The 19,951-nt window shown below is 44.2% G+C and carries 18 protein-coding genes; 14 read left to right on the top strand and 4 right to left on the bottom strand.

Annotated features, from left to right (window positions below):
• The 5 genes from M2444_RS00095 to spoVM all read left to right on the top strand — a co-directional run bounded on the left by M2444_RS00095 (position 1) and on the right by spoVM (position 4,974).
• Positions 1 to 774, top strand: coding sequence for a Stp1/IreP family PP2C-type Ser/Thr phosphatase (locus M2444_RS00095; protein ID WP_094868546.1), 774 nt, complete (start codon positions 1 to 3; stop codon positions 772 to 774).
• Entirely contained in the window at positions 774 to 3,041 is a 2,268-nt protein-coding gene (gene pknB, locus M2444_RS00100; protein ID WP_094875655.1) for a Stk1 family PASTA domain-containing Ser/Thr kinase, read from the top strand. The genes M2444_RS00095 and pknB overlap by 1 nt, the downstream gene beginning before the upstream one ends.
• A gap of 101 nt (positions 3,042 to 3,142) precedes the next feature.
• Positions 3,143 to 4,048 (top strand): ribosome small subunit-dependent GTPase A, encoded by a 906-nt coding sequence (gene rsgA, locus M2444_RS00105; RefSeq protein ID WP_094868548.1) that lies wholly within the window; start codon positions 3,143 to 3,145, stop codon positions 4,046 to 4,048.
• 3 nt (positions 4,049 to 4,051) lie between these two features.
• A complete protein-coding gene (gene rpe / locus M2444_RS00110) occupies positions 4,052 to 4,717 on the top strand; it encodes a ribulose-phosphate 3-epimerase (RefSeq protein ID WP_280785928.1) in 666 nt (221 codons plus the stop codon).
• A gap of 176 nt (positions 4,718 to 4,893) precedes the next feature.
• A complete protein-coding gene (gene spoVM / locus M2444_RS00115; protein WP_020431362.1) occupies positions 4,894 to 4,974 on the top strand; it encodes a stage V sporulation protein SpoVM in 81 nt (26 codons plus the stop codon).
• Between the two features lie 108 nt (positions 4,975 to 5,082).
• Here the strand turns inward: spoVM and rpmB are convergent, their stop codons facing one another.
• Complete coding sequence (gene rpmB / locus M2444_RS00120; protein ID WP_042187400.1) at positions 5,083 to 5,271, bottom strand: 50S ribosomal protein L28; 189 nt, start codon at positions 5,269 to 5,271, stop codon at positions 5,083 to 5,085.
• Between the two features lie 191 nt (positions 5,272 to 5,462).
• Between rpmB and M2444_RS00125 the strand changes: the two genes are divergently transcribed.
• From M2444_RS00125 to M2444_RS00140, 4 genes are all read left to right on the top strand, one after another.
• Positions 5,463 to 7,247 (top strand): DAK2 domain-containing protein, encoded by a 1,785-nt coding sequence (locus tag M2444_RS00125; protein ID WP_094868550.1) that lies wholly within the window; start codon positions 5,463 to 5,465, stop codon positions 7,245 to 7,247.
• An 84-nt stretch (positions 7,248 to 7,331) separates the two neighbouring features.
• The gene (locus M2444_RS00130) at positions 7,332 to 8,195 is read left to right on the top strand and encodes a DegV family protein (protein WP_094868551.1); all 864 of its coding nucleotides are present in this window, start codon (positions 7,332 to 7,334) and stop codon (positions 8,193 to 8,195) included.
• A 9-nt stretch (positions 8,196 to 8,204) separates the two neighbouring features.
• Entirely contained in the window at positions 8,205 to 10,256 is a 2,052-nt protein-coding gene (gene recG / locus M2444_RS00135; protein ID WP_149644193.1) for an ATP-dependent DNA helicase RecG, read from the top strand.
• A 66-nt stretch (positions 10,257 to 10,322) separates the two neighbouring features.
• A complete protein-coding gene (locus M2444_RS00140; protein ID WP_042187408.1) occupies positions 10,323 to 10,610 on the top strand; it encodes a stage VI sporulation protein F in 288 nt (95 codons plus the stop codon).
• 214 nt (positions 10,611 to 10,824) lie between these two features.
• Here the strand turns inward: M2444_RS00140 and M2444_RS00145 are convergent, their stop codons facing one another.
• Together M2444_RS00145 and M2444_RS00150 are read right to left on the bottom strand one after the other, a co-directional pair.
• Positions 10,825 to 11,685, bottom strand: a complete 861-nt coding sequence (locus M2444_RS00145) for a YitT family protein (protein WP_280785929.1) — start codon at positions 11,683 to 11,685, stop codon at positions 10,825 to 10,827.
• 121 nt (positions 11,686 to 11,806) lie between these two features.
• On the bottom strand, positions 11,807 to 12,202 hold the full coding sequence (locus tag M2444_RS00150; RefSeq protein WP_280785930.1) for a hypothetical protein: 396 nt from the start codon (positions 12,200 to 12,202) through the stop codon (positions 11,807 to 11,809).
• A gap of 185 nt (positions 12,203 to 12,387) precedes the next feature.
• Here M2444_RS00150 and M2444_RS00155 point away from each other — a divergent pair, with 185 nt between their 5' ends.
• Complete coding sequence (locus M2444_RS00155) at positions 12,388 to 12,801, top strand: DUF2500 domain-containing protein (protein ID WP_280785931.1); 414 nt, start codon at positions 12,388 to 12,390, stop codon at positions 12,799 to 12,801.
• A 97-nt stretch (positions 12,802 to 12,898) separates the two neighbouring features.
• Entirely contained in the window at positions 12,899 to 15,625 is a 2,727-nt protein-coding gene (locus M2444_RS00160) for a calcium-translocating P-type ATPase, SERCA-type (protein WP_280785932.1), read from the top strand.
• Between the two features lie 94 nt (positions 15,626 to 15,719).
• On the opposite strand, the gene M2444_RS00165 is transcribed toward M2444_RS00160, so the two are convergent.
• Positions 15,720 to 16,655, bottom strand: coding sequence for a C40 family peptidase (locus tag M2444_RS00165; RefSeq protein WP_094875662.1), 936 nt, complete (start codon positions 16,653 to 16,655; stop codon positions 15,720 to 15,722).
• A 324-nt stretch (positions 16,656 to 16,979) separates the two neighbouring features.
• Here M2444_RS00165 and M2444_RS00170 point away from each other — a divergent pair, with 324 nt between their 5' ends.
• The 3 genes from M2444_RS00170 to M2444_RS00180 all read left to right on the top strand — a co-directional run bounded on the left by M2444_RS00170 (position 16,980) and on the right by M2444_RS00180 (position 19,822).
• Positions 16,980 to 18,050: an ABC transporter substrate-binding protein gene (locus tag M2444_RS00170; RefSeq protein WP_280785933.1), complete on the top strand. Its 1,071-nt coding sequence runs from the start codon at positions 16,980 to 16,982 to the stop codon at positions 18,048 to 18,050.
• Positions 18,051 to 18,111: 61 nt separating this feature from the next.
• Positions 18,112 to 19,035, top strand: a complete 924-nt coding sequence (locus M2444_RS00175) for an ABC transporter permease (RefSeq protein WP_094875664.1) — start codon at positions 18,112 to 18,114, stop codon at positions 19,033 to 19,035.
• Positions 19,028 to 19,822: an ABC transporter ATP-binding protein gene (locus tag M2444_RS00180; RefSeq protein WP_042187421.1), complete on the top strand. Its 795-nt coding sequence runs from the start codon at positions 19,028 to 19,030 to the stop codon at positions 19,820 to 19,822. Before M2444_RS00175 ends, M2444_RS00180 begins: the two co-directional genes overlap by 8 nt.
• The last annotated feature ends 129 nt before the right edge of the window (positions 19,823 to 19,951 follow it).

Consider the following 19,951-nt stretch of genomic DNA (forward strand, 5'->3'; position numbering starts at 1 on the left):
TTGATCAGAACAGTTCATGCCAGCGATATTGGCCGAGTGCGCTCTGTCAATGAGGATTCGGTCTGGATCGGCGCGACGCGCCACGGTTATACACTCGGCATAATTGCCGATGGGATGGGTGGACATCAGGCTGGTGAAACCGCGAGCAGGCTTGCTTTGGAGACGATGAGGAATACCCTGGACGGGCTCCTGCCTGAGCTTCAGGACGAAGCACTGCGTGATGCGTTATCAGCTGCTATTTTGGAAGCTAACAGCACTGTCTTCAAGGAGGCTTCCAGCGACGATAAGTACCACAATATGGGTACTACAGTCGTTGCTGCCCTGATGAATGGTTCAAACGGATATATTGGCCATATCGGAGACAGCAGAGCCTATTTAATAAAGGACAGTGCAGCAGTTCAATTAACCGAAGATCACACGCTAGTCAATGAGCTGTTCAAGAACGGTCAGATCAGTGTGGAGGAATTAGATAATCATCCTAGACGGAATGTGCTGACGAGAGCACTTGGAACAGATGCTGAGGTGCTGGTTGATTTAGCCCCTGTTACCCTGCTACCTGGGGAACTTTTGCTTCTGTGCAGTGATGGTTTAAGTAATTTTGTTAACAATGAGCATTTGGGCAAGGTAGCGGGAATACATGAGATACCGTTAGAGGAAAGAGCGGACCGCTTACTTCAGTTGGCACTGCTTGCTGGCGGCGGCGATAATATTAGCGTCGCTTTGTTAGAACATCATGGAGAGGCCGCTGTGCCCGAAACAAAGGAGTGGGATTGATGATCGGTCACGAACTGGGCGGCCGTTACCAAGTCATCGAACGGATCGGCGGAGGTGGAATGGCGCTCGTCTATAGAGCACATGACATTCTTTTAAACCGAAACGTCGCCATAAAAGTATTGCGTAATCAATTTGTTCATGACGAGGAATTTATCCGCCGTTTTAGGCGTGAGGCGCAATCAGCTGCATCTTTGTCTCATCCGAATGTGGTTAGTATTTACGATGTAGGGCAAGAAGACGAAATTCATTATATTGTTATGGAATATATTGAAGGCAAGAATCTTAATGAAATTATAAAAGAACGAGCGCCATTACAGGTTGACGAGTCCGTAAGGATCGCTTCACAAATCTGTGATGCACTTGATCACGCTCATCAGAATCAAATTATTCATCGGGATATTAAACCACATAATATATTGATCGGGCGCAATGGCCGGGTGAAGGTGACGGATTTCGGTATTGCTCGTGCGGTAACATCTACTACCATTACTCAGACAGGCTCTGTAGTAGGTTCCGTTCATTATTTCTCACCAGAGCATGCTAAAGGTGTCTCAACAGGAGAGAAATCCGACCTGTATTCATTAGGGATTGTACTCTATCAAATGCTTACCGGAAGTCTTCCATTCTTAGGGGAGAGTCCGATTAGCGTAGCTCTAAAACATCTGCAAGAAGAGTTTGAAGAACCAAGGCTCTTGAACCCACTTATTCCGCAAAGCGTTGAGAATGTAATTCTAAGATCGATGCGTAAAAATCCGGAAGAGCGCTATCAGTCTGCAAAGCAAATGCTGCAGGATTTAGAAACCTGCTTGCTGCCTGAGCGGCGTAGTGAAGCAAAAGTTCTTTTTAACGATGAGGAAGACGAGGATCGAACGCGGGTAATACCAGCGATTAAACCGATCCAAAGAAGTAATGGCAATCGTAATCATCGCCACGACCGGATGGATACTGATGAAGACGACGATGACGATCCGGTACCTGTGAAAAAAGGTAAAAAACAATGGACTAAGCCTGCGATATGGATTGGCCTAACTTTAGTGTTATTGCTGGCCATGGCCAGTCTCGTGTGGTACGTTAAATCCCAATTAGTTGTTCCGGAGGTATCGGTGCCATACGTGGTCGGTAAACAGCTGGAACAAGCCAAGACTGAACTAGAGGATTTGGGACTTGAGGTTGCTGATCCTATACTGTATGACTACAGTCCGAATTTCGAAGAGAATGTGGTTATGAAGCAAAGTAGGGAAAAGGACGCCAAAGTGAAAAAGGGAGCCTCCCTAATTCTAACTGTGAATACGGCAAAACCATTAACTAAGATGCCAGATGTTACAAATTTAAGCTTTGATGAAGCAGTTAAAGCGCTGATGGCAAAGGGTGTACCCCAGAATCAAATTAAGAATGATCCTCTCTTCGATGAAAATACGGCGGTGGGCAAGGTTATAAAATCAGATCCGGCCTTTGAAAGCGAGTTTGATCCTGAGACGGTTTCAGTCACCCTCTACGTTAGCAAAGGGGAAGAAAGTGTCACGATGCCAGACCTCATCGGTAAGACGGAGAGTGAAGCTAAGGCGCTTTTGGAACAATACAAGCTGGTGCTAGGAGATGTAAAGGAAGAATCCAGCTTCACAGTTGATGAAGGTAAGGTAACGAAAACTTGGGCTTTTGAGAAAGGTACCTCTGTTCCACCTGGAACAGCGATTACGATTTACTTAAGTACAGGTTATCCACCTGAAGCCCTGAATTATACCTTTAATGTACCAGTAGCTCCTGCACAGGATGGAAAGAAGAGCAAGATTCGAATTGAGTTCGTTGATGCGCGCAATAATGGTGAGAAACAAGATTGGGGAACGCGTACCATTGGAAAGAGCCAAGTGCTGTCCGTTAATCTAGTGCTTGCTCCGAATAAAGATGGCTCTGTTATTGTTACCCGAGATGGTGTGCTGTTAGACACTTATGTGATCCCATATATTGATGCGAAGAATGGCACGGTGCAAGAACCTGAACCACCGACGGTTCCGACTCCGCAGCCGACTCAGACACCGACAGATCCTACACCTACTGCTGAACCGACCATTGAACCTGAGATTCTGCCTCCAAGTTCAGACAACGATGGGTCTACTAATACTGGATCAGTCAATCAGACGGGATTCCTTACTAACAATTCGGTGAATAATGAATCGAGCAATAGTGGTAACAACAAGAACAGTAATAAAAATGATGACAAGCATAATAATAAAAACAAAGACAAATCTAAAGATAAAAGCGATAACTAATCAGGGTAGAAGTACATGAATAGTTGTGTCAGCGAAGTGACCCGGGGGATTTTCAAACTTGGGTCATTTTCGCAAAATCAGGAGAGGAAGGCTCACTATGTATGCCTGAAGGAATAATAGTAAAGGCGTTAAGCGGATATTATTACGTAAAACCGCTTCGTGAAGGATTAATTGCAACAGAGGAAGATTCAGTTCAATGCAGAGGCCGAGGCATACTTAAGAAAAAGGGGATCGCTCCTCTTGTAGGAGACCGTGTGATGTATATGCTGACTGAGCATGGTGAAGGGATGGTGGATGAGCTTCTCCCTAGAGAATCTGAGTTAATTCGTCCACCTGTAGCGAATGTAAGCCTTGCCGTTCTACTATTTTCTGTGCGGGAACCTGATATGAACCTGAATCTATTGGACAAGTTCCTGGTTCATATTGAACACTCGGGACTGGAACCCTTAATAGTTCTGACCAAACAGGATTTGGCTAATGATAACGGTGAAGCCACTAAGTATGTTAAAGAGCTCTATGAAGATATTGGTTATGAAGTGATGGTTACAAGCTCAATTACAGGAGCTGGCAGTGATGAACTAAGAGAGCGGCTTACGGGTGGCATCAGTGTATTTGCCGGACAATCTGGGGTAGGAAAGTCGACCTTATTGAATCGTATTGTGCCAGGACTTAAACTGGAGACAGGTGAGATCAGCTTACGTCTGGGCCGTGGTCGTCATACTACTCGCCATGTAGAATTGATGGATATTGGCGGGGGGGGATTTGTAGCGGATACCCCTGGTTTTAGTCAGCTTGATTTTCTTGAGCTTGGGGTTGAAGAGCTCTCTACTTGTTTCCGTGAATTTGCAAACTATGCTGGGGATTGTAAATTCCGTGGTTGTAGTCATCAGCATGAACCAGGCTGCCGAGTTATCGAGGCATGGAAGGCCGGAACTATTGCTGATAGCCGGTATGAACATTACAAATTATTTTTTAATGAAATGAAAGATAAAAAGCGGAGGTACTAAGTTATGATACGAATAGCACCATCTATATTGTCTGCCGATTTCGCGAGTTTAGGTTCAGAAGTTGCAGAAGCTGAGGTCAGTGGTGGAGATTGGATCCATGTGGATGTAATGGACGGGCATTTTGTGCCGAATATAACGCTTGGTCCACCAATCGTAAAAGCAGTCTCGTTACATACCAAACTTCCACTAGACGTTCACTTAATGATTGAGTCTCCAGAACGTTATATTTCTGATTTTGCTGCTGCAGGCGCTAGTGTGATTACTGTTCACGCTGAGGCTTGCGTTCATTTACACCGTGTGGTGCATCAGATCAAGGAATTGGGTCTTAAGGCAGGAGTAGCTATTAATCCGGGCACTCCGGCATCAGCGGTGCGTGAGGTGCTTGAGGATGTGGATATGGTTCTCGTGATGACTGTTAATCCTGGCTTTGGAGGTCAAGCATTCATTCCTAACACTTTGCGTAAAATTACTCAAATTAGAGAATGGGCGAATGAAGTTAATCCCGATTTACTTATTGAAGTCGATGGTGGTGTTTCGGAAGCCACTGCGTCATTGGTTGTTAGTGCAGGGGCAGATGTTTTGGTTGCAGGAAATGCAGTTTTTGGCCGGAGTGACCGTGCTGCAGCGATCCTTGAAATTCGAGAAGCAGCGGAAGCGGCACTTCGTTAAAAAAATAGGCTATTACGACTAAAGGTATAGGCCAAGTCCTTGACGCATAAATATGGTTACATGAGCAGAAATCTCATGTAGCCTTTTTTGTTTTGGCAGGGAGGACTGCAGTACGTTACCGTTAGAACAAGAAGAAAGTCTCCTGCGTACGGCATGAATTGATGGGAGGGTAAACCATGAAATTTTACACGTTTAAGCTGCCAAGGTTTTTGGGAGGTTTTGTTAAAGCGATTTTGAACACATTTCAGAAGAGTTGATCTTGGGCTTGGAACAGAAAAGAAAACATGAAAAAAAGCACCTTACAAATGTAAAGGGTGCTTTTTGCTTCATATGAGTGATCGCTCGGTCTTTAAAATTGCAAAAGACTAAACGCGTTCAACTTTACCGGCTTTCAAAGCACGGGTGCTGACGTACACGCGTTTTGGTTTACCGTTCACGAGGATACGGACCTTCTGAACGTTAACTCCCCAAGTACGACGGTTGCGGTTATTGGCGTGAGACACGTTGTTACCGCTGCTCGGTTTCTTGCCTGTTACTGCACATTTGCGGGACATAGATTACACCTCCTTATTCCTAACACCTGCATAAAACAATACTTATCTATAATATCACAGCAAATTTTGCTACGTCAACCGATTCAAAAACATTTATTTCTTTTAATACTTATAGTACAATGTAAATTAGTGCATTATGTCCTGTTAATCATAGAATGATTAGGCATGAAGTTAGGAAGGGGAATTCTCAATTGAGTAAGCGTTCTATAAACGGAACAGATTTTACCGCTATGGTATTGGCTGGAGCGGATAAGCTGCAACAGCATGCAGAACACGTCAATTCCCTAAATGTTTTTCCGGTTCCAGACGGAGATACCGGAACTAACATGAATTTGACGATGACCGCAGGTGCGAATGAATTGAAGAAAAATAATACAATGTCTGTCGGTCAATGTGCAGGTGTACTCTCTAAGGGCTTGTTAATGGGCGCGCGGGGGAACTCCGGTGTTATTTTATCTCAATTGTTCAGAGGATTTAGCAGATCTGCAGCTCAGCATGATGAGCTAAACACACAGCAATTTGCTGCTGCACTGCAAAGCGGAGTGGACGCAGCCTATAAAGCAGTTGTGAAGCCTGTAGAAGGAACTATTCTTACAGTGGCTAAAGAGGCTGCGAGACATGCTGTCTACTATGCTCGCCGAACTACAGATGTTACAGAGCTCATGACAGAGGTATTGGCCAAAGCAAAGGAAGCCTTAGCCTATACACCGGAACAATTGCCTGTCTTGAAGCAAGTCGGTGTCGTAGATTCTGGAGGTCAAGGGTTGGTCTATATTTATGAAGGGTTTCACCAGCATCTGACGAGCGGAAGCTCCGGTGTGTCTGAAACTGTAAAAGGACAACCTCAGGCACCAGTCGTGCCAACACCGGTACCGGTGTTAAAGAAACCTGAAAGCGAACTGTCTTCTGTACAGTCTTCTGCACAATCACAGCTTTCTACAGAAGACATAGAATTTCTATATGATATGGAGTTCTTCATTAATCGCCAGTTAGGCGGTAACGTGAGAACGGATTTTGATGAGGAAGCCTTTAGGAAAGCGTTGTCAGTAAATGGAGATTCCATTATTGTAATTTCGGATGATGAAACCATTAAAGTACATGTGCATTCCAAGGCTCCAGGTGAAGTTTTGAATCTGGCACTCCTCTATGGGGAAATTACGCAGATTCATATTCTCAATATGCGTGAGCAACACCGTGACTTGCTAACAGCAGGAATGGATATTGCACCTATGCCAGATGTTTTCGCTGATATGCCGGATGAACAGAGCCGGGTACAATCAGCTCCAGCCGAACCACCAGCAGATGATTTGGCACCTTACGGATTCATCGCAGTATCATCAGGGGCTGGGATTGCAGATATATTCAAAAGTCTCGGTGTGGATGTTGTCCTAGCTGGAGGTCAGACTATGAACCCTAGTACAGAGGATTTCGTGAACGCGATTTCTTCTATATCTGCGAAGCATGTATATATTCTGCCGAATAACTCCAATATTGTTCTTGCCGCTCAGCAAGCTAAAGATCTCTTGGAGGGCGAACGTGAGATTACGGTTATTCCAAGTAAAAGCATTCCTCAAGGAATCGCTGCAGCCTTTGCGTTCCAAGAAGAGGATTCCGTGGAAATTAATTCTGGGAACATGCTAGAAGCAATCTCACAGGTCAAGTCAGGACAAGTAACAAATGCTGTCCGTGATACAAGCTTTGATGATCTGGAGATTAAATCCGGGCAATTTATCGGAATTTCAAATTCCAAAATTGTCGCTGCCGCAGATGATCTGTTAGCTGCAAGTCAGGCTCTGCTGTCCAACATGCTTGAGAATGGCGATGAAATCGTTACGATCCTTATTGGAGCAGAAACTGATTCTGAGGTCACAGATTCCTTAAGAGATTGGCTGGAAGAGACTTACCCGAATGTGGAAGTAGAGATTCATGAGGGTGGCCAACCCCTTTATTATTATCTTTTCTCCGTAGAGCCATAGATAGATGCTGAGGGTTCTATAACAGTTCAGAAGCAACTTGCTAATTACGTAGTTGGCAAAATTATAGTATGGGGGAGATAATCCATGAATCGTACCATTATCGTCACCGACAGCACATCTGATATCCCGCCAGCAATGGCGGAAACGTATGGCATTGAGGTCGTCCCTTTGACCTTGATGTTCGGCGAAGAGGCTTTCCGGGACAATCTGGATATGACGCCGGAGCAGTTCTATGAGCGACTTCCCCGCTCGTCACAGTTGCCGACTACTTCTCAACCTTCACCGGTTGAATACATGAATGTGTATCGAGATATTCTGGAACGTTCCCCGGGAAGTCCTATCCTTTCGTTTCATATTTCTTCTGGACTAAGCGGTACGTACCAATCAGCACTATTGGCTAAATCGATGTTGGAGGAAGAGGGAGAAGGGATCACTGTAGTAGATTCTCTCTCCGCTTCTTACGGTTTTGGATTTATGGTGGTTGAAGCCGCCAGGTTGGCTGCTGAAGATAAGAGTCCCGAAGCGATTCTTGAAGCTGTAGAAAGTCTGCGCCAATCTCGTAAGCTTTACTTCTTGGTAGATACACTTGAATATTTACAAAAAGGCGGGAGAATCGGAAAGGCCTCGGCCATTCTGGGAACGCTTCTTAATATTAAGCCGATCCTTTCTATTGATGCAGAAGGAATAATATATGCGGTCGAGAAAGTTAGAGGCCGTAAGAAGGCTATTGCCCGTATGATTGAATTATTTAAGAAGGATATTCAAGGTGTAGACAAAATCAATGTGGCCGTGGGTCATACGGCTGAACCGTCTTCTGGTGAAGAGTTCCTGAAAGAGCTGTCAGGACATTTTACACTGGAAGAGAAAGTGCTGACGAACGTCGGCCCTGTCGTGGGCAGTCATGTCGGAAACGGTACATTAGCTGTATTCATTTGGCCTGCAAAATGAGGGATCAATATGACACTGTCATTAAATCAAATTGAAGTAAAAAACATAACTGGCGTGAGTGCTCAAAAGCAAAGCGAGCTTCACGCCTTTGGCGTCTTTACAGTAAAGGATTTGTTAGAATATTATCCGTTTCGTTATGAGGATTATCGCCCGCGCTCGCTGAGTGAAACCAAACATGGGGATAAAGTGACTACAGAGGCTAAAGTGATCGGTATCCCTGTGCTGCAGCGTTTTGGAGGAAAGTCACGACTTAGTTGTAAAATGGTTGCGGAGCCTTGGATGTTCACAGCTACATGGTTTAATCGTCATTACGTGCGTGAGCAGCTTACTGTGGGAAGAGAAATTGTACTCACAGGTAAATGGGATCAGAAGCGAAATCAAATTACAGTGACGGATTTTGAATTTCCCGATCGTGGGGAAGGAAAGACAGGGACTCTACAGCCGGTTTATTCCATCGGTGGAAAGATCACGCAGTCGTGGATCAGGAAAAGTATTAATCAGGCACTTCAACAATATGGAGATTTAATTCCCGAGATACTACCACATTCTATTATGCGGCAATATGATTTTATGCCACGCAAACGGGCGATTGCTACCATTCATAGGCCAGAGGATACGCGTGAAGGGCAGCAGGGACGCCGCAGGATGGTGTATGAGGAGTTGTTTCTGTTCCAACTGAAGATGCAGGCATTCCGGGTGCTCAATCGCGGTAGGATGGATGGTGTAGTTCATACTGTGGATAACGCAACCGTTCGCCAGTTTGTTCGCAGCTTGCCTTTTGAGCTTACAGATGCTCAGAAACGAGTGGAACTGGAGATTTTACATGACCTGCGATCGCCCTATTGCATGAATCGGCTGCTTCAAGGTGATGTCGGTTCCGGCAAAACGGTACTAGCTGCCGTCGCGCTTTTTGCTACCGTGCGATCTGGTTTTCAGGGTGCGCTTATGGTGCCCACTGAGATTTTAGCAGAGCAGCATATGCGTTCACTTACGAAGATGTTTGAGCCGTTTGGAATTACGGTTGGTCTGTTAACAGGGAGTGTAACTGGACGGAAACGTAAAGAATTGTTAGCTTCACTACAAATGGGGATGCTCGATATTGTTGTAGGGACGCATGCATTGATTCAGGAGGATGTATTTTTCCGTGATCTGGGTCTTGTTGTTACGGACGAGCAGCATCGGTTTGGTGTCAACCAACGAGGTGTATTGCGGCGTAAAGGATACAATCCGGATGTACTTACAATGACTGCAACGCCTATTCCACGAACACTCGCGATCTCTGTTTTTGGAGACATGGATGTATCCACGCTGTCGGAAAGACCGAAAGGCCGAGTGCCTATAACCAGTTATTGGGTCAAGCATGATCTCATGGATCGTGTCCTGAATCTCATTAAGCGTGAAATAGAGCTGGGACGTCAGGCTTATCTGATCTGTCCGCTCATTGAAGAATCGGAGAAATTGGATGTACAGAATGCTATAGATTTACATATTCAGATGAGCCAAGCTTTTCCTAACTATAAAGTTGGGCTTTTGCATGGAAAGATGTCTCCAGCTGAAAAAGATGAAGTGATGCGAGCATTTTACAACAATGAACTGCAACTCTTAGTATCCACAACGGTTGTAGAGGTAGGTGTAGACGTTCCTAATGCCACGTTGATGATTATTATGGATGCAGACCGGTTCGGATTATCACAGCTGCACCAGCTTCGTGGACGGGTTGGTAGAGGTCAGCATGCCTCTTATTGTGTACTAGTGGCTGATCCAAAATCTGAAATCGGGCGTGAACGAATGACTGCCATGACGGACACCGATGATGGATTTGAGATTTCGCGGAGAGATTTGGAGCTGCGTGGTCCAGGTGACTTTTTTGGAACTAAGCAGAGTGGGTTACCGGAGTTCCGCTTGGCGGATATGACCGCTGATTTTGAAGTGCTGGAGCAGGCGCGTGATGATGTGGCAGAGCTGCTCAAGGATGAGAAGTTCTGGACATCTCCTGAATATGCACCTCTTCGGCATTATTTACAAGGCGAGCAAATTTTCCAAGGGGAATTAATTGACTAAGTAGGCACATCCAGCACCTAAGCCTCATATACTGTGAAAGATTGGATATGACGGGAGGTGCTACACTTGGGTTATCAACAATTCGGAATTAGCCCTCAGCTCGTGGAACGCATCAAGCTGAAGATGAAAAACGCGACTGTCAAAGATCGTATTAAAAATATGATTAACGGCGTCTCGAAACAAGAATTACAGGACACTGCGGTTGTTCGCAGGCTGGTACGGAATGCGTCAGGTGTACTGAACGAGAAATTGACCTCGACGCAGGAAGACCAAATTGTGAAATTTATTATCGCTCAGAAAATTGATCCGAACAACACCTTCCACTTGATCCGTTTATGGGGAATGTTCCGTTAGGAAAGTGTGCTAGCTCAAAAAAATAGAAGCTGTCTCCAAAGTAGTGAATGCTACTTGGGACAGCTTCTATTTTTGATTTATGCAAATCTGCAGGAATTCTTGCCTCAGAAGAAGCTTACGAGCGATAATTGAGGATATTCCTGTACTTTTGCAGAAATTCTCTGTTCTAGTGAAAGAAATGGGTAAATAAGAGGGGTCATCACTTGATTGTCAGTTATGATGGCAGGTTACTCAATCTTTGATCACTGGCAGCTGATTTGAGCACAATTTGGCTGTTGGGATCACAATCAAGGACGATGGTCCGCAGTTGATGTTCCTCCATTTTGTTGATGAGACAAAACAATGTGCTAAGCTCTCCGTTTTGCCCTGAGCCTTCAGTAAGGCCGACTTCTCGATGTAGTGAGTTTTCGAGCGCTTCCTGGACATCCTTACAACGATTGCTGGTAATCCATGCAGCGCGTGAATCGGACAAGCCTCGGAGTGAGAATCTCACACCTTCGAAGGCCAATAAGTAAGCAATAATGGAGTACATGGCTTGCTCCCAGCCAAATAGTGTGCCTGCTATAAGCAAAATAGCACAGTTCAGAATCATGATGACGACTTCGGTTGACTTTGGCGGTCCACCACTCAGAAGTGAATATCCTTGATCACTTGCATGTTTGTTCACACCACCGAATCGGACAGATATACCGATACCAAGTCCTAAACAGATGCCACCTGCCATAGCAGCAGGTAAAGGATCACTAATCACTGCAGGAAAACGGTGTAGAGCAAGAGAAGCGATGGTCAAGCAAGTCAATCCTAGAACGGTATACAGAGCAAAGCGAAGATTCACTTGCTTTCGAGACATGAATATAAAAGGCAGATTGAATAGGAAAAGAAACAATCCCAGCCGCATTTCAGTGGTATGAGCGAATAATGCCGATAAACCTGTGATTCCACCAACTACAAGCCCATGTGGTATGAGAAATAACTCTAATCCTACTGCGGCAAGTAGTGCTCCTGCAATAACGGTTAGAACTCGGAATACTGAATTTTTACGTAGTTGTTTATGTTGTGTTGTCTTAGTCTGCAATGTTTTTCCTCCTTTAGCAGGGGAAACAACTTTATTCATTTTCGTTACCTACATTTAGGTGTCTTATAATCATTTCACTTTCTTCGAATATTTATCAATGGAAGTTCTAAATGCCTTTCAGCTAACATTCATTTAAGGCAGAGATGAACTTCGCATGGCGTATTGATATTAGAAAGTGAGAAGTGAATTTTAGCAGGTACAGCCGCAGTCGAAGCAAAAATTTATAGATCACAGGACGGAATACTAAAGAAAGTGCAGGGAGTATTGCAGCTACTGTAATAGATTTAGTTCCCCACTGTTCAGTTATTTTGATGGCTCCTATTTGAGGAGTTATTTGGGGTGCCGTCCTTACGGGAGGTATAAACTTTCGCTCGTAGCGTTCAATTTCGGTTGTCGTTGATTCTTGCTCCGTAGTGAGTAATCCTCCAGACCAAACCGGCGGAAAAGAAAACATCATTCCTAGAATTAGGACTATACGAAGAAACCAATGTAGTGACAAACGCGCTATATATTGCACCGAAATAACACCTCCCAACCGTATGTAGTATAAAAAGCATACCATACCTTTTCATTTGATTCCAAATGGTTTTGTGAAAAAAAATTCATTTGAAAACGATGAAAACATGAAACCGAACGGGAATAATGACGTATTTCGTAGAAAAGAAGACTTTTATTATCTTCTATCAGTCAGGAGGAATAAATTTGAGCGAATGGCAGGATTTTAACGGTTTTGATGAACGAAGCTTTTTCGGGAATTTCATTCATGAGATGCCCCTATTTTTTAAATTATTTGCTTTGTTAATTCTAGGTATTTTCGTTTTTATAATTTATAAATCAGTGAGAAGCTGGATGTCCAACAACGCAAGTCCCTTGATAAAAGCTAGCTCTAAAGCTGTGACGAAAAGGACTGAGGTATGGGGTGGATCGGGTGAATCGAGCGCACATACTAGCTATTATGTGACATTTGAGTTTGAGGATGGTGGACGTTTGGAACTGCAGGTTAGAGATCAGGATTACGGTCTGATTGTAGAAGGGGATCGAGGAGAACTCCTTTATCAAGGGACTAGATTCAAGAGCTTTGATCGAGTCAAGGAGACTGAACGGCTTAATTTCTAAAATTGTACATAACGTTCTAGAATCACGATGCCTTTTTTGGGTAAGACTCATATGAGAGGTTTTACCAGAATCTCAATCCCGGAAGGAGGCTATTGTCTTGAACTCAAAGGATCCAAAATCGCAGGGGCAGGTACCTTTTCATACACTAAGTGAGGAAGAAGTGCTCAAAAGGCTGGAAACAAGGAAAGATGGTTTGTCTTCCGGTGAAGCCGCTAAACTTCTGGAGCAGTATGGGAAGAACGTACTTCAAGAAGCAAAAACCAAATCTCTGCTAGGAAAGTTTATTGAACAATTTAAAAATGTAATGATCTTTATTTTGCTAGTAGCGGCAGTATTGTCTGGGGTTTTGGGAGAATGGACAGATACAGTCATTATTTTGTTGGTAGTCATCCTGAATGCGGTACTTGGCGTTATTCAGGAAAATAAGGCAGAGCAGGCGCTAGATGCCCTGAAAAGTATGTCTTCTCCACATGCCAGGGTGCGACGTGGAGGTCAGGTCTCTGAAATTAAAAGTGAAGACCTTGTACCTGGGGATATCGTATTGCTGGAAGCTGGAAATGTAGTTCCGGCGGATATTCGACTATTAGAAGCTGCTTCATTGAAAACGGAAGAAGCCGCATTAACCGGAGAATCATTGCCTTCAGAAAAGAAGGTAGGTGTGCTTGAGGGAAGCGATATTGTTATCGGCGATCGCACCAATATGGCTTATATGAGCAGCAATGTAACTTACGGTAGAGCGGTTGGTGTAGTCACAGCTACAGGAATGCAGACTGAAGTCGGCAGGATTGCTGGGTTTATCTCGGAGGAAGAGAATGATGTAACACCGCTGCAAAAGAAACTGGATGAACTAGGAAAATATTTCACCTTTATTATTCTTGGTGTCTGTGTAGTCATTTTTGCTGTCGGTATATTTGAGGGTAGAGAGCTGCTGGATATGCTTCTCACCTCGATCTCACTTGCAGTTGCAGCGATTCCTGAAGGGCTGCCAGCCATTGTTACGATTATCTTGGCACTCGGTGTGCAGCGGATGGCTAAACGAAAAGCGATTATTCGCAAACTCCCCGCTGTAGAGACACTCGGAAGCACCGAAATTATTTGCTCTGACAAGACAGGTACTTTGACTCTAAACAAGATGACTGTCGAAAAAGTGCATGTCAATGGGACTACGAAAGAAGCTGCTGAAGGTCTTGAAGGGACACCGGGTGGTGAACTATTGCTTCAGGCTATGACGCTTTGTAATGATTCCAGCATTGACGATGGGAATTCCTCTGAAGAACCTGGAGGGAATGAAGGAGCTAAGGACCCACAAACTAAGAGTGGTAAAGCGATTATCGGGGATCCTACGGAAACAGCGTTAGTGGACTACGCGCTCAGTATAGGTACTGACAAAAGGGATTTAGAAAAGAAATTCCCACGTAAAAATGAACTGCCATTTGACTCGGACCGCAAGCTGATGACGACAATTCATGAAGTTGAGAACGGACGTTATCGTGTGTTAACGAAAGGTGCACCAGATGTGCTTTTGTCCAAATGCAGCCATATCTACGTGGATGGAGAGATTGTTCCTTTTAAGGATGAACATTCACGACATATCATGGAATGTAATACAATGCTTGCGAATGATGCACTGCGAGTGTTGGCATTTGCTTTCAGAGATGAACAGCAGCTACCGACTAACCTTTCACCGGAAGCTACGGAGAAAGAACTTGTATTTATCGGTTTAGTTGGTATGATTGATCCTCCAAGAGAGGAAGTAAGAGATGCGGTAGCTATCTGTCGTAAAGCGGGGATTAGACCTGTAATGATTACAGGAGATCATCGAGATACTGCAGCGGCCATTGCTAAAAGATTAGGTATTATCGAAGATGAGACGGGCGTATTGACCGGCAGTGAGCTGGATAAATTCAGTGAAGAGGAATTTGCTGAGAAAGTCACTAATTATTCGGTTTATGCACGTGTATCTCCTGAACATAAAGTTCGGATCGTTAAGGCATGGAGGAAAAAAGGGAAAATTGTTGCCATGACGGGTGACGGTGTAAATGATGCTCCTGCGCTTAAATCATCAGATATCGGCGTCGGGATGGGGATCACAGGAACGGATGTAGCCAAGGGCGTCTCAGACATGGTGCTAGCAGATGATAACTTTACGACCATAGTTGTTGCTGTTGAGGAAGGGCGGAAGGTTTACAGCAATATCCGTAAAGCAATCCAGTTCCTACTCTCGGCCAATCTTGGGGAAGTGCTCACGCTATTCATTGCAACCATGATCGGCTGGCGTATCCTCGAGCCAATTCATATTCTATGGATTAATCTTGTTACCGATACCCTACCGGCACTAGCTCTTGGGCTTGAGAAGGCGGGGGATGATTTGATGTCCAAGAAACCACGCAAAGCCAGTAGCAGTATCTTTGCTGGTGGCGTGGGAATCGGGATCATCTACCAGGGTATATTAGAGGCTGCTCTTACGCTGTTTGTATACCAGTGGGCACATACTCATTACAATGAGGGAATTGCGGTTACGATGGCATTCGCCACATTAGGATTACTGCAAATTTCTCATGCGTTTAACGTCAGATCCAATACGAAATCGTTGTTCCAGATTGGCTGGTTCAGCAATCGGTATATGCTGTGGGCATCACTGATTTCAACACTTATGCTGGTGCTGGTGATCATCATCCCAGGACTGAATGATTGGTTTGGTGTCTCACATTTAAGCGGGTTACAGTGGGAAATTGTAATTGCTGCAGCACTGGCGATTATAGTGATTGTAGAGTTTGTAAAGCTGTTTGTACGTTTAAGTGGCAAGGGCAAGAACTGGGATTAAGAATACCGCTTTATGCTGCAACAAAGAAGCCTGAACCCTTCCAAAGCGGAGGATTCAGGCTTTCTTTAGAGGTGCCTTTAGTCAGTGAATGTGGTTACAGAATGCGCTGCATATGCAGGATTACGTTGCTCCAATACCCTGAGTCGAGTTCACTGATCTGAACGCCGGGATCACCCCAGGTGTGAATGAACTTGCCGTCCCCAATGTAAATACCAACATGCCCTGGTATAGCATCACTTTCAAACCGACCTGGGACAGTGAAGAATATAAGATCGCCGACATCTAGTGCATTGCGTTGTACGCGAGAACCTATATTATCTTGATCCTTGGCAAGACGCGGTAAGTTTACACCGAATTGTTTGAATACATGCCTTGTAAAAGAAGAACAATCAAATTTCTTAGTCTCTTCATAAGGCCCGGTACCGAATTCATAAGGTACGCCTAAGAATTTTTTGGCATAAGTAACTAATTCCTTCTTGTCTGCTTCAGAAATACTTTGAATGCGAAATGGTTTAGCTTCATTTAGTGATTTAGCAGATGGCGTTTTTATAATAGCCTCATGGTCGGTCGGTGTGGCTATGTTGATTTCACCAGACTGAGGATTCCAACCCACTTCTGTTTGAAGAAATTTGGATAGAGCTAGCGGTGTGATATAGATTTGACCTTCTTGTCGTCTAGGTGCCTGCGGTAGTGTGATTTTCTCACCTAGGGAGAAGACTTGAGTAGAGCCAGGGCGCAGCATATACATAACATCACTGTAGCCAATTTTGGTGTATCCACCATGAGTAGTATCATCTTTCATTCGATAGCCGAGTGAAGTGATCGCAGGTTTGAGTGGAATCCAGTACTTTCCTTGAGCATCGGTGATGGCGGACTTTTCATAATAACTTGAGGCTTGCATGCCATCGGGAGTTACGGCGTTTACCTTGGGTTTTTGTGATTGTGAAGAGTAACCGCATGCGGTACTTGATAAAACGGCAGCGAGCAATACAGTAGCAGTGGATAGTAATTTTTTGTGTTTATTAGGCATATGACACGCTCCATGTTCAAACTGTAGTTTAAGTTTGTGCAGGGGGCTTTTTTTTATGTAATGAGGACCAAGGCAATCACTGTAAGACATAACCAAGTCCTTCCTATATTGGTGAGTTATGCGCTATAAAATTTGTAATCTATGGAAGTAGGATAAGTGATTGACGGATAAACAACCTCCATATAATATAGGTTTAATAGATTTCCATCATTATTGTGAGGTACGTGTAAGCTTATGCTTTAATGCTTTTATCGATAAAAGTGATAATGCTGAGTCGCTCACTTTGATGCACGCGTTAATAATCTAATGAAATGGGGTACTTTAATGAAAAAGAAAAACATTTTAATGGGTTTAAGCTTATGCTTCATGTTAGTAGCTGCTGGCTGTGGCAACAATAACGCCGCTGTAAACTCAGGCAACGCAACAAACACTGGTAATGCGCCAACGAATGCTGGAACTGCTGATTCCAAAACGTACAGAATCGCAATTTCGCAATACGTAGAACATCCATCACTTGATGCTACACGCGAAGGTATTCTTGCTGCTTTAAAGGATGCGGGGCTTGTTGAAGGAGAAAACCTGAAGGTTGACCTTGAGAATGCTCAAGCTGACCCAGCGAATAACTTGACCATTGCTCAGAAGATTGCTGGAGACACCAACGATTTGGTAGTAGCTATTGCGACACCTTCTGCTCAATCTGTTGTTCAAGCACTTAGTAAGTCAAGTAAGGATACTCCGATTCTGTTCGCAGCTGTGACTGATCCAATCGATGCAAAGATCGTTACTGATCTAGAGCATCCTGGGGGAAATGTTTCTGGTGTATCTGACACGAATCCTGAAGCTATCAATCGATTAATGCAATTTATTGCTACTCAATTTCCTAATGTGAAGAAGTTGGGCATTGTTATCAATGAAGGTGAACCGAATGCTGTAATTATGGCGGATATTGCTAAGAAAGAGCTGGATAAACATGGCATTGAGCTTGTGAAAGCAGCCATCACGAATACTTCTGAAGTGAAGCAAGCTGCTGAATCACTTGCTGGTCGTGTAGATGCATTCTATATTACTTTGGATAACACAGTTGTGAGTGCTGTGGATACGATCATTCAAACGGCTAATGATAAGAAAATTCCGTTCTTCTCCAGTGACCGGGATACCGTTGAAAAAGGCGCATTTGCAACCGTTGGGTTCAAATATTTCGATCATGGATACCAAGTTGGACAAATGGCAGTGGACATTCTGAAGAATGGTAAAAAGCCAGCAGATATGAAAGTAACGATGCAAGAAAAGCTCGATCTTATCCTTAACCTTAAAGCCGCTGCCGCACAAGGGATAGAAGTGACGGATGCGATGAAAAAAGAAGTTGCCGATCAAGCTAACAATATTATTCAATAAGACATTATATAGGGGCGATTCCATGAGGGCGCCCCTTGACGCTTGAAGGGAGAAGACTTCTATGTATGATTCTATGCTCGGGGCTGTGGAGATGGGGTTGCTCTATGCATTTATGGCTTTAGGGGTGTATATTACTTTTCGCATTTTGGATTTTCCTGATTTGACTGTAGATGGAAGCTTTACTACTGGCGGTGCAATTGCTGCCGTTATGATTACCAATGGTTATGCTCCCTGGTTAGCCACGCTTGCTGCTATTGCAGGTGGGATGCTGGCAGGAATGTGTACGGGTCTATTACATACGAAGGGCAAGATTAATGGATTGTTATCCGGTATTCTAATGATGATCGCACTTTACTCCATCAATCTGAGAATTTTTGGCGGCAAGCCTAACTGGTCACTAATGGGTGATACCACGTTGTTCTCGTCCATCAATCCACTTCTTGTTCTTCCTTTTGTTGTTTTATTTGTGAAAATTATAATGGATTTATTCTTACGTACAGATCTTGGGCTTGCTTTAAGGGCTACCGGAGATAATGCAAGAATGATCCGTAGTCTGGGTGTAAACACAGATAATACGACCATTCTCGGCGTCAGCTTATCCAACGGAATGGTGGCACTTTCAGGTGCATTGATCACTCAGTATTCTACTTTTGCGGATTCCTCCATGGGTATAGGGATGATTGTTATCGGCTTAGCTTCGGTAATCATTGGTGAAGCCATTTTCGGTGCTGGAAATGTATTCCGTGCGACGTTGGCAGTTGTTCTGGGATCTATTGTTTACCGAATCGTAGTTGCACTAGCCTTGTATGTACCATGGTTGAGACCTTCGGATCTTAAGCTAATTACGGCAATTATCGTTATTTTCGCACTTATATTCCCATCGATTCAGCGTTTCTTGAAGCAGAAGAATATGGCGCGTAAACGTTCGCTTGAATTAGCTGAACAAGCGCTTAGCAGCAAGAGAGGAGGCACCATCGATGCTTAAACTGGATAACGTATCTAAGCTGTTTAATCCTGGGACACCGGATGAGAAGATCGCGCTACTTGGCATTGATTTGGAGCTTCTTCCCGGTGACTTTGTCACCATTATTGGAAGTAACGGTGCTGGTAAGTCGACACTAATGAACATTATTTCTGGTGTGATGAAGCCGGATCTTGGTTCAGCGAGTATTGAAGGGAATTCGATTAGCCATTTAGCAGAATATCAGCGCAGTCGCTGGATCGGACGGGTTTTTCAGGACCCGATGGCAGGTACGGCTCCACGGATGACGATTGAAGAAAATTTAGCGATGGCTTTTAAAAGAGGGAAGAGTAGAGGATTATCGTTTGGTGTAAATGCAGCGAGACGGACGATGTTTCGTGAGGAGTTAAGCCGTCTTGGGATCGGACTTGAGAATCGTCTGCGAGCTAAGGTAGGATTATTATCTGGTGGGGAGAGACAAGCGCTGAGTTTGCTAATGGCAACCTTTACCCAGCCGCAAATCTTGTTATTAGACGAACATACAGCGGCACTTGATCCTTCACGAGCGGAGCTGATTACTAAACTGACAGAGTCTATCGTCCGTGAGATGAAGCTGACTACGCTTATGGTTACCCATAACATGGAACAGGCTATACGTCTTGGCAATCGTCTTATCATGATGGATAAGGGCCGTATTATCCTAGATATTGATGAAACAAGGAAAAAGGATCTTACGGTAGAACGCCTGCTTGGAGAATTTGAGACCATCAGTGGTCATAAACTGGCGGATGATCGAATGATGCTTGGATAGTCATCTATAGGAGTGTCTTAGGCTCAGGATAAGGGCTTAAAGTGAATTCTGACTCTGGATTTCACTTTAAGTCCTTTTTGTTGTAAGTTTTCCCAAATGATTCAATATCATTTATGATAGGTTATAGTG

The organism is Paenibacillus sp. PastF-3 (genome assembly GCF_029893135.1).
GTDB lineage: Bacteria > Bacillota > Bacilli > Paenibacillales > Paenibacillaceae > Paenibacillus_AQ > Paenibacillus_AQ nitricinens.

Bases quoted from the DNA above. Each gene is read 5' to 3' on its own strand.
- rpe (WP_280785928.1), top strand. From the start codon at position 4,052: ATGATACGAATAGCACCATCTATATTGTCTGCCGATTTCGCGAGTTTA.
- M2444_RS00130 (WP_094868551.1), top strand. From the start codon at position 7,332: ATGAATCGTACCATTATCGTCACCGACAGCACATCTGATATCCCGCCA.
- M2444_RS00170 (WP_280785933.1), top strand. From the start codon at position 16,980: ATGAAAAAGAAAAACATTTTAATGGGTTTAAGCTTATGCTTCATGTTA.
- rsgA (WP_094868548.1), top strand. From the start codon at position 3,143: ATGCCTGAAGGAATAATAGTAAAGGCGTTAAGCGGATATTATTACGTA.
- M2444_RS00180 (WP_042187421.1), top strand. From the start codon at position 19,028: ATGCTTAAACTGGATAACGTATCTAAGCTGTTTAATCCTGGGACACCG.
- rpmB (WP_042187400.1), bottom strand. From the start codon at position 5,271: ATGTCCCGCAAATGTGCAGTAACAGGCAAGAAACCGAGCAGCGGTAAC.
- spoVM (WP_020431362.1), top strand. From the start codon at position 4,894: ATGAAATTTTACACGTTTAAGCTGCCAAGGTTTTTGGGAGGTTTTGTT.
- pknB (WP_094875655.1), top strand. From the start codon at position 774: ATGATCGGTCACGAACTGGGCGGCCGTTACCAAGTCATCGAACGGATC.
- recG (WP_149644193.1), top strand. From the start codon at position 8,205: ATGACACTGTCATTAAATCAAATTGAAGTAAAAAACATAACTGGCGTG.
- M2444_RS00175 (WP_094875664.1), top strand. From the start codon at position 18,112: ATGTATGATTCTATGCTCGGGGCTGTGGAGATGGGGTTGCTCTATGCA.
- M2444_RS00165 (WP_094875662.1), bottom strand. From the start codon at position 16,655: ATGCCTAATAAACACAAAAAATTACTATCCACTGCTACTGTATTGCTC.